The sequence below is a fragment of the Curtobacterium sp. A7_M15 genome (assembly GCF_030705415.1).
Taxonomy (GTDB): Bacteria; Actinomycetota; Actinomycetes; order Actinomycetales; family Microbacteriaceae; genus Curtobacterium.
The window spans coordinates 1-7,213 of record NZ_JAUZED010000144.1; the positions used below are offsets into that span (position 1 = coordinate 1).

The 7,213-nt window shown below is 69.6% G+C and carries 6 protein-coding genes; 5 read left to right on the plus strand and 1 reads right to left on the minus strand.

All coding sequences use genetic code 11. The annotated features are described in order from the left end of the window. Nucleotides 1–42 precede the first annotated feature (42 nt). Nucleotides 43–1,524 carry a mannitol dehydrogenase family protein gene (locus Q7F20_RS16965; protein WP_305741240.1) on the minus strand — a complete coding sequence of 494 codons (1,482 nt, stop codon included), beginning with the start codon at nt 1,522–1,524 and terminating at the stop codon, nt 43–45. Between the two features lie 145 nt (nt 1,525–1,669). Here Q7F20_RS16965 and Q7F20_RS16970 point away from each other — a divergent pair, with 145 nt between their 5' ends. The 5 genes from Q7F20_RS16970 (at nt 1,670) to Q7F20_RS16990 (ending at nt 7,175) form a co-directional block, all read left to right on the plus strand. After that, nucleotides 1,670–2,308: a TetR/AcrR family transcriptional regulator gene (locus Q7F20_RS16970; RefSeq protein WP_305741241.1), complete on the plus strand. Its 639-nt coding sequence runs from the start codon at nt 1,670–1,672 to the stop codon at nt 2,306–2,308. 74 nt (nt 2,309–2,382) lie between these two features. Next, nucleotides 2,383–5,019, plus strand: a complete 2,637-nt coding sequence (locus Q7F20_RS16975) for an MMPL family transporter (RefSeq protein ID WP_305741242.1) — start codon at nt 2,383–2,385, stop codon at nt 5,017–5,019. Nucleotides 5,020–5,308: 289 nt separating this feature from the next. Then, a complete protein-coding gene (locus Q7F20_RS16980) occupies nt 5,309–5,752 on the plus strand; it encodes a MarR family winged helix-turn-helix transcriptional regulator (protein ID WP_305741243.1) in 444 nt (147 codons plus the stop codon). A gap of 63 nt (nt 5,753–5,815) precedes the next feature. Continuing rightward, on the plus strand, nt 5,816–6,028 hold the full coding sequence (locus Q7F20_RS16985) for a hypothetical protein (RefSeq protein ID WP_305741244.1): 213 nt from the start codon (nt 5,816–5,818) through the stop codon (nt 6,026–6,028). A 52-nt stretch (nt 6,029–6,080) separates the two neighbouring features. Continuing rightward, nucleotides 6,081–7,175, plus strand: coding sequence for an alkene reductase (locus tag Q7F20_RS16990; RefSeq protein ID WP_305741245.1), 1,095 nt, complete (start codon nt 6,081–6,083; stop codon nt 7,173–7,175). Nucleotides 7,176–7,213: the final 38 nt, after the last annotated feature.

A 7,213-nucleotide genomic window follows, 5' to 3' on the forward strand; every position in this document is an offset into this window, starting at 1 on the left:
TGCGGGCCCGCACCGCGCCTCCCGTCCGCCTCGGGTCGCGTCTCAGGAACGCGACAGACGCGTCACCGTCGCGTGCGCGCCGTCGTCGATGAGCCCGTCGAGGGCATCGCGGTACGCCGTCACGAACCGCTCGTCGTCGACCAGGTCACCGAACACCTGCCGGTTCCGGATGAAGGCGAGCCGGTCCTCGCGCTGCGTCAGCGCGATCCGGTGCAGCTCGTCCGCCAGACGGTCGACGATCCGGATCGGCTCGCCGGACTCGTCGGTGCCCTCGTCGTAGCGCGCCCACGACGCCACGATGCCCGCGGACAGGGCGACCGGTCGGCCGGCCGCGAGGTTCTCGCGCACGACCGGCAGCAACCACTTCGGGATCCGGTCGCTCGACTCGGCACACAGCCGGGCGAGGGTGTCACGGACCTCGGGGTTCTGGAACCGCTCGATCAACGTCGCCTTGTAGTCCTCGAGGTCGATGCCCGGCACCGGCTGCAGCGTCGGCGTGCCCTCCTCGTCCATGTACCGGCGCAGGAACGTCGCGATCGCCTCGTCCTGTGTCGCCTCGTGCGCGTACCGGTACCCGGACAGGTACCCGAAGTAGCACAGGCCCTGGTGGCTCGCGTTGAGCAGCCGCAGCTTCATGAGTTCGTACGGCTCGACGTCGTCGACGATCTGCACCCCCGCGTCCTCGTACGGCGGACGGCCCGCCGGGTGGTCGTCCTCGAGCACCCACTGGAAGAACGGCTCGGCGACCACGGGCCAGGCGTCCTCGATGCCGAGCTCGTCACGCACCCAGGCGCGGTCCTCGTCCGCGGTGACCGGCGTGATCCGGTCGACCATCGAGTTCGGGAACGACACGTGCTCGTCCATCCAGTCCGCGAAGGCCGGGTCCTGCAACCGGGCGTACGCGGTGAACATCTCCCGCGCGACGTGGCCGTTGCCCTGGATGTTGTCGCACGACATCACCGTGAACGGCGCGAGCCCACGGTCACGTCGACGCCGCAGCGCTTCGACGACGAGCCCGAACACGGTGTGCGGCGGCCCGTCGCCACGCAGGTCGGCCGCGACGCCCGGCTCGTCCGCGACGAACTCCCCCGTGACGTGGTCGAAGTTGTACCCGCCCTCCGTGATCGTCAGGCTCACGATCCTCGTGTCCGGGTGCGCCATCTTCTCGACGACGGCATCGGGCTCGTCCACAGCGAGCAGGTAGTCGACGATGCTGCCGACGACGCGGGACTCGCGGGTGCCGTCGGGGTGCTTGAGGACGAGCGTGTACAGCCCGCCCTGCTCGGCCATCGCCGTGGCCATCCGGCGGTCCTGCTCGAGGACACCGACACCGCAGATGCCGTACTCACGGGCCTCGCCCTGCTGGAGCAGTCGGTCGATCACCATCGCCTGGTGTGCACGGTGGAAGCCGCCGACGCCGAAGTGCACGATGCCGGCGGTGATCCCGTCGCGGTCGTAGGTCGGGACGGCGACACCGCTCGCGGCGATCTCGTCGAGGGTCTCCGGGGACAGACGGACGGACATCGGGTACTCCTTCGTACGGCGGGCGTGCCCGACCAGTCAACCACGTGCACATCGGTTCAGAACCACGGTTCCGGACGGGGTACGTCCCTGAGGATGCTCTCCACGTCGTTGCACCGAGTGCATCGATGCACCTAGTGTCGTGGCCGTGACCCTGTCGATCGATCGCCGTGCCGCCCTCGAGGCGAAGCACCGTGCCGCGATCCTGCAGGCAGCCCGCGACCTGATCGACGAGCGCGGCGGCCGGGGGTTCAGCGTCGACGACCTCGCGTCCCGGGCCGACATCGCCCGCCGAACGGTCTTCAACCACTTCGGATCCCTCGACGAGGTCCTGCTCGCCGTCTGCGAAGAGGAACTGTCCGTCATCGTCGACCGTTTCCTGGGCGACATGGCGAAGACGCCGGTGGGCGACGGCAGCCGCTCGTCGATGTTCGACGAACTCGAATCCGCCGCACGCGGTGCCGACCTGGCGCCGGCGATCGCCGGGATGTACCGGATCCTCGGCGACCCCGGCAAGGACGACCCCAAGGCCGCGGTGCTCACCCAGACCGCCTTCGCACGGGTCACCGACCGGCTGCGCGACGAGGTCGCCCGACGCCACCCCGCCGCCGACGCCCTCGACGCCGCACTCCTCGTCGAGTCCCTGATGAGCGGGATCGTCGTGATCGCCGAGCACTGGCTGACGACGACCGGACCGCGCCTCGACCGAGAGGCCCTCGACGACTGGGACGCACTGCTCGCACGACTCGTGCACAGCGTCCGCAGCGGCTACATGGCCGACGACTGACACTTCCCTCCCCAGGGGTCCACCGGCGTACCCCGCTCCACAGCAGCGGACAACGAAAGGATCGGGGCAACCGCATGGCCGGTCTCCTCTACCGTCTCGGACGGTTCTCCGCACGACGCCACTGGCTCGTGATCATCGCGTGGGTGGTGATCATGGGCATCGCGGGTGTCACCTACTCGCTCTTCGCCGGCACCATCTCGTCGTCGATCACGATCCCGAACACCAAGACGAGCCAGGTGCAGGACCAGCTCGCCGACAAGTTCCCGTCGGCGAACGGCGGGACCGGCACGATCGTCTTCGAGACGACGAACGGCAAGGCCTTCAGCGACACGCAGAAGTCCGACATCGCCGACTTCCTCGAGAAGATCGAGAAGCTCGACGGGGTCAAGGGCGCCACGAGCGGGTTCGACACCCAGCAGCAGCTCGACGACCAGCGGCAGAAGATCGTCGACGGTCGTGAGCAGATCACCGACGGCCGTGCGCAGATCGAGAGTGGTCAGCAGCGACTCGACGCAGAGAAGGCGAAGCTGGACTCCGGCAAGGAGCAGATCGCCACGGCCCAGGCACAGCTGGACGCGCAGAAGGCGCAGGCCGAGGCAGCCGGAGCCGCCGCCGCGGCCGCCGCCCAGACGCAGCTCGCCCAGGCGCAGGCGCAGATCGACGCACAGCAGCAGCAGATCACCTCGGGCGAGCAGCAGCTCGAGGCCGCGCAGCAGAAGATCGACGACAACACGAAGAAGCTCGACGACAGCGAGCAGCAGCTCGAGCAGGGGTCGAAGCTCCTCGACCTGTCGAAGGACATCCGCTTCGTGTCCTCGAACGGCAGCGCCGTCATCGGCACCGTGCAGTTCACCAAGTCGACCTACGAGGTGCCCGCCGAGACGAAGACGCAGATCGCCGACGACGCCGAGGCGGCCGACATCAGCGGCGTGGACGTGTACGTCTCGAACGACATCGCCCAGGGCGTCCCCTCGATCCTCGGACCCGGAGAGATCGGCGGCGTCATCATCGCCGCGATCGTCCTGTTCCTCATGCTCCGCACGATCATCGGCGCCGCCGTCCCGCTCGTCTCCGCCGTGCTCGGCGTCGGCGTCGCGTCGCTCGCCGCTCTGTCGTTCTCGAGCCTCGTCGAGTTCATCTCGGTGACGCCGGTGCTGGGGGTGATGCTGGGCCTGGCGGTCGGCATCGACTACTCGCTCTTCATCCTGAACCGACACCGGACCCAGCTGAAGCAGGGCATGGGCGTGCACGAGTCCATCGGGCTCGCGAACGGCACCTCGGGCAACGCCGTGGTCTTCGCCGGCGCGACCGTCATCGTCGCGCTGCTCGCCCTGAACATCACGGGCATCCCGTTCCTCGGCCTGATGGGCACGGTCGGTGCGGTCGCCGTGTTCTTCGCGATCCTCATCGCGACGTCCTTCACCCCCGCGCTGCTGTCGCTCATCGGCATGCGGATCCTGCGGAAGAAGGAGCGCGCGGCGATCGGCACCACCGGCTCGACTCGCGTGCCGAACAAGCCGATGTCGACCTGGCGCGCCGTCATCACCCTCGTCGCCGGCGTCGCGGTGCTCGGCACGATCGCCCTCCCCGCCACGCAGATGCGTCTCGGCCTGCCGACGGGCGCGTCCGAGTCCGTGGAGTCCAGCCAGTACAAGGCGTACAAGGCCCTCGACGACGAGTTCGGCGCCGGTCAGAACGGACCGCTCCTCGTCGTCGCGACCCTGCCGAAGGCGGTCAGCGAGGACGACGTCATCGCCAGGGAGGTCACCATCGGACAGGCGATCGCGAAGAACGACGACGTCAAGGCCGTCCTGCCGATCGGTGCCTCGAAGGACCGCGACATCATCGCGTTCCAGGTGAAGCCCGCCGGCGGCCCGGACAGCGTCTCCACCGAGACCCTGGTGAAGGACCTCCGCGAGCAGACCGTCTCCACCGACGACGGGAAGGTCACGCTCGGGGTCGCCGGCAACGCGTCCGCGAACATCGACGTGTCCGAGAAACTCTCGAACGTGCTGCCGCTCTACCTCGTGGTGGTCGTCGGCCTGTCGCTGATCATCCTGATCATCGTGTTCCGCTCGTTCCTCGTGCCGATCACCGCGACGGCCGGCTTCATCCTGTCCGTCCTGGCGTCCTTCGGTGGCCTGACCGCGATCTACCAGTTCGGGTGGCTCGGCAGCGTCTTCGGGGTGCACGACCCCGCACCGATCCTGAGCTTCCTGCCCATCATCGAGATCGGCATCCTGTTCGGGCTCGCGATGGACTACCAGCTCTTCCTCGTGTCGGGCATGCGCGAGGCCTACGCCCACGGAGCGTCGGCGAAGGTCGCGGTCCAGCGCGGGCTGCACGCCGGTCGCGCGGTGGTCACTGCGGCGGCGATCATCATGATCTCGGTGTTCGCGGGCTTCATCTTCTCGGACTCCTCCACGATCAAGCCGATCGGCTTCGGTCTGGCGTTCGGCGTGCTGGTCGACGCGTTCGTCGTCCGGATGCTGCTCATCCCGGCCGCGATGCACCTGCTCGGCGAGAGCGCGTGGTGGTTCCCGAAGTGGCTCGACCGGATCGTGCCGGACGTCGACGTCGAGGGCGCGAAGCTCGAGCGGTCGCACCCGGCCGGCGGGCACGAGAGCACCCACACCGGGTCACACGCGCTCCCGGTGGAGCCGGACGCGCACGCGCACGAGTCGGGGCATCCGCCGACGCACCGCGCGTAGCCCGGGGGGGTCGGCGCTGTCGGCGCTGAGGTCTGCCGACTCGGAACGACATCGTCGCTGTCGCACGACAGCGACGATGTCGTCACCCCGCGCGTGCAACAGTTGCGTCCGCGCACCAGCGACGAGACCGATGTCGTACGACATCGACGATGTCGCTCGTTGCGCGCGAAAACACGCACGCACCCACGGCGCACGCGGGCACGGCGCACGCACCCACGGCGCGCGCACCCACGGCGCCGCACGACCCCGCCCCCGCCACTCGTTCGCGCACGAACGGTACAGTGGTCGGATGACCGAGACCGCCGTCGACCCCCTCGCCCTCGACCGACAGCTCTGCTTCGCGCTCGCAGCGACGAGCCGGAGCGTCATCGGGCTCTACCGCGACCTGCTCGAACCCATGGGTCTGACGCACCCGCAGTACCTCGTGATGCTCGCCCTGTGGGAACAGGACCCTCGTTCCGTCCGCGAGATCGCCCGTGAACTCCGGCTCGACTCCGCCACCCTGAGCCCACTGCTCAAGCGACTCGAGGCCTCCGGCTACGTGCGCCGCACCCGGAGCACCGCGGATGAACGCCAGCTCGAGGTCTCCCTCACGGTCGCCGGGCGCTCCCTGCGCGAGCAGGCCCGAGCGGTCCCCCTCGCCGTCGCGGATCGCCTCGGCTGGCCACTCGGACGCCTCGAGGCACTGAAGGACGAACTCACCGAGCTGCTCGAACGCGTCGACGCCGTGTGACGGGAGGTGTGCAACGGAGTCGTTCGTGGCACAATGGTTCGTGTACGAACGAAAGGACGGACCGTGGGTCGCTTCGGGCAGTGGTACGAACGGTGGAACAGCACGCTCATCGCCAAGATGGGTCCCTCGCAGATCGGCGCCGGCCACCCCGAGGGCATCGACGATCGCACGATCGACCGGGGCTGCCCGATCTGCGGCCAGCCCCTCTTCCTGCACCAGGTCATCCGCCCCGAGGGACAGGTGCGCTCCTCGACGCTCGTGTGCCCCCGATCCTGACGATCCACCCGACGGGGGAATTGCATCCAGCAACACTTCGTTCCTCCCAGGCGTGAAGCTCTTCGAACCTGCCGAACTCGGCGCACTCCCCCTGACGAACCGCATCGTGATGGCGCCCCTCACCCGCACCCGTGCCGGTGCACACGGCATCCCCAACGACCTGCTCGTGGAGCACTACGCCCAGCGCGCCGGCCTCGGACTCATCGTGACCGAGGGCACCTGGCCCGTGCAGGAGGGCCGCTCCTACCCCGGCCAGCCCGGCATCGAGACCGACGAGCAGATCGCCGGGTGGCGCCGCGTCGCCGACGCGGTGCACGCCGAGGGCGGTCGCATCGTGATGCAGCTCATGCACGGTGGCCGCGTGTCCCACACCGCGATCTCCGGGACCCCGCGCATCGTCGCACCCTCCGCCATCGCCGCCCCCGGGCAGACCCACCTCCCGGACGGCTCGAAGGCCGACATGCCGGTCCCCCACGCCCTGACCACCGACGAGGTGCGCGAGACCGTCCAGGGCTTCGTCCGCGCCGCCCGCAACGCCATCGCCGCCGGGCTCGACGGCGTCGAGGTGCACGGGGCGAACGGCTACCTCGTGCACGAGTTCATGTCGGCAGCGTCGAACACCCGCACCGACGAGTACGGCGGGTCGCCCGAGAACCGCGCCCGCTTCGCGATCGAGGTCACCACCGCCGTCGCCGAAGCCATCGGCGCCGACCGCACCGGCATCCGTCTCTCCCCCGAGCACGGCATCCAGGGCGTCCTCGAGAGCGACCCGGCGGACGTCCACGCGGTCTACACCGCCGTCGCCGAGGGCCTCGCGCCGCTCGGCCTCGCCTTCGTCGACATCCTGCACGCCGAGCCGACCGGCGACCTCGTGCAGCACATCCGCCGGACCGCGGGAGCCCCGTTCATCGCGAACTCCGGCTTCAGCGCGCTGACCACGCGCGACGAGGCGATCGCCCTGGTCGCAGAGGGCCACGCGGACGCCGTGGGCGTCGGTCGCGCGGCGATCGCGAACCCGGACCTCGCGTACCGCTGGGAGCAGGACACCGAGCTCAACGAGCCGCGCCCGGAGCTGTTCTACGGCACGGGCGCCGAGGGCTACACCGACTACCCGACGCTGGCCGAGGTGCGCGCGCAGGTCGCGTAGTCGACGCGACCTGCTGCAGGACGGGAGGCGCGGTGCCA